The sequence below is a fragment of the Pseudoalteromonas sp. genome (assembly GCF_041629635.1).
Taxonomy (GTDB): domain Bacteria; phylum Pseudomonadota; class Gammaproteobacteria; order Enterobacterales; family Alteromonadaceae; genus Pseudoalteromonas.
Genome location: NZ_JBFKMX010000257.1, coordinates 1 through 2,462, shown reverse-complemented (window position 1 = coordinate 2,462; position 2,462 = coordinate 1). Strand labels below are relative to the sequence as shown.

Genomic DNA, 2,462 nt, shown 5'->3' with positions numbered 1-2,462 from the left:
CACGCCTGATATGGCTGGCAGTGTGATGTTGCAAGGCTTAATGCCTTATGATCAAGCATTAAAGCTCACTCACCTTGCCGACCCAATTGATGCAAAAACAGCTCTTTCGCTTAATTTAGTTACTGAAGTCTGTGATGATTTAGACAAACGCTGCGAACAACTTCAAGATGCACTCTTAGTAAAATCACCAGATGCCCTAGCTGCTAACAAGCGTACGTATCAAAAACATATGTTAGTTAATCGCCGTAAATTACTGGCCGCAGAAACACTGAATCAAATTAAAATCTTACGCGGTAAAAATATAAAGCGCGCAATAAACAACCGATTAAAAGACGAATCAAAACCCTTCTTCGACTCTGCAAATTGGTAACGACTAAAGACCAGTAGATTTGGAATAAAGCTGTGGTAGGCTAACAATATGAAATATATTTATAGTCTGATCATTTTACTCTCAGCCCTTGGAATTGCGCAAGGGCTGCTGTTTTATCTTGATTTCAAATTTCCGCCTGCGGTGCTAGCAATGGGTGTATTATTGCTTGCGCTCAAATTAAATGTAGTGTCACTTAAACAGTGTGAAGTCGTGGGTAATCTATTACTTAAATATTTCCCACTTTTTTTCATTCCAGCTGGGGTTGGTATCATTCAGCATTTAGACCTAATAAAAGATAACCTGTTTTTAATTGTTTCCTCGGTACTTGCTGCCACCGTAGGTACGCTGTTTATTGTTGGAAAAGTAGCAAGTTTTCTTTTTGCAGCTAACGATAAGGAACAATCATGAGCCTATTTTTGATTGTTATCTGTCCAATATGTTTTTTCGCCTTTAAATGGCTACAAACCCATTATTTTAAACACAGTCTATGTAACCCAATTTTGTTAAGTATTTCGCTTATAAGTTTAGTACTGATATGGAGTGATATTAGTTATGCAAAGTTTGCCGAGGTAAATACCCCGTTTTTCTGGTTATTAGATTTGGCCATTGTGGCATTGGCAATTCCACTTTATAAAGAGTCTAACACCATCAAAAAAGCAACATGGCGTTATATTCTGTGTAGCGTAACTGGTGTTGCAAGCTCATCTATCATTGCAATGTTAACAGCGCATAGCTTGGGCGCGAGTGAGAAACTGGTTGTCAGTCTTGCTCCTAATGCGGTTACCACCCCCATCGCAATTGAAGTGAGTAACCAACTTGCAGGAATTAGTGCACTTTCGGCTGTTGTGGTGATTTGCGTTGGGATTTTTGGTGCTGTGATTGGTTTGCCTTTGCTTTCTTTTTTTGGTGTAAAGCACGTCCCTAGTCAAGGACTCGCACTTGGCGCTGCCTGTCATGCCGTAGGCACCGCAAGGGCAATTGAGGTGAGTGAACGAATGGGGGCATTTGCATCGGTTAGTTTAGTATTAAGCGCCATATTGACGCCAGTACTATTACCGTTAATCTACACTGTGATAAGTCATCTATTTACACTCCAATAAAATGGTGAAAGTTGACTTTAGAGACGACTGGTCTAATAATACTCATAAAGTGTGTATGTAAAAATTACCCCAAATATGAATAAGCCAGATACCAAAGAAGCGATTTTGGCGGCAGGTCATGCGCTGATTATCGAAAAAAGTTACAACGGATGTGGCTTAAAAGAAATCCTAGATAAGGCTGGAGTGCCTAAAGGGTCATTTTATCATTATTTTAAGTCTAAAGAAGACTTTGGTTTAGCATTAATTGAACGCGCCCAAGATCAAACTCACGACTTTATGCGTGAATTTCTGCGAGACCGCAAATATTCGCCTCTGCAGCGGATAAATAACTGGTTCAAACGAATTCAACAGTTTCACGAAGAAGAAGGCATTGACTGCGAGTGCCTTGTGCCAAAATTAATTCTGGAACAATCACAACTCAGTGAAAATATGCGTGGCGGCATTAAATGTGCGCAAGATTTAATGCACAGCATGATGGCGCAAACGATTCGAGAAGCCCAACAAGAAGGCGAAGTAAACGAAAAACTCGATCCACATAAAATTGCAGCATTCTTGTTTAATGCCAGCCATGGTGCTGCAATACAAATGCAGGTAGAGCGCTCAACAGAGCCTTACGATAATTTTGTCGATATTATTTTTGAAACAATTTTAGTGCCTTAATTGGCACTTTCATCTTGAAAAACCCACCACTGTAGACCAATCGGTCTAAAAAATATTTTTTAAATATAAACAAAAAATTCAATCACTTAATTCAATTTAGCTTATCAATAATATCATTCAGCCGAAATTCATCTTGCAACAATTGCCATTATAAAAGACAATCAACTAGACGACTGGTCTACTAAATTGGAAATACAATGACTTCTCCACGCTCATTTAAACAAATTGGACTTTTATTAAGTCTGTTGTTTTTGGTGTTTCACGCTAATGCACAAGTGGTGCGTTTTAGTGAAGCAACCGAACAACAATTACAACCACGCAAACGTGTCGTT

Annotated in this window: 3 protein-coding genes and 1 pseudogene; all 4 read left to right on the top strand. The window is 39.0% G+C overall.

The features are described from left to right. Window positions 1-370, top strand: a pseudogene (locus tag ABYD77_RS18845) (enoyl-CoA hydratase); the annotation flags it as partial. Between the two features lie 48 nt (window positions 371-418). Next, window positions 419-778 (top strand): CidA/LrgA family protein, encoded by a 360-nt coding sequence (locus ABYD77_RS18840; protein ID WP_372771631.1) that lies wholly within the window; start codon window positions 419-421, stop codon window positions 776-778. After that, window positions 775-1,470 (top strand): LrgB family protein, encoded by a 696-nt coding sequence (locus ABYD77_RS18835; protein WP_372771630.1) that lies wholly within the window; start codon window positions 775-777, stop codon window positions 1,468-1,470. Before ABYD77_RS18840 ends, ABYD77_RS18835 begins: the two co-directional genes overlap by 4 nt. Before the next feature lie 75 nt (window positions 1,471-1,545). Beyond that, a complete protein-coding gene (locus ABYD77_RS18830) occupies window positions 1,546-2,130 on the top strand; it encodes a TetR/AcrR family transcriptional regulator (protein ID WP_274761073.1) in 585 nt (194 codons plus the stop codon). The last annotated feature ends 332 nt before the right edge of the window (window positions 2,131-2,462 follow it).

What these genes read in the sequence shown, in the direction of transcription:
- ABYD77_RS18840 (WP_372771631.1), top strand. Translation starts at nt 419, where the DNA reads ATGAAATATATTTATAGTCTGATCATTTTACTCTCAGCCCTTGGAATT.
- ABYD77_RS18835 (WP_372771630.1), top strand. Translation starts at nt 775, where the DNA reads ATGAGCCTATTTTTGATTGTTATCTGTCCAATATGTTTTTTCGCCTTT.
- ABYD77_RS18830 (WP_274761073.1), top strand. Translation starts at nt 1,546, where the DNA reads ATGAATAAGCCAGATACCAAAGAAGCGATTTTGGCGGCAGGTCATGCG.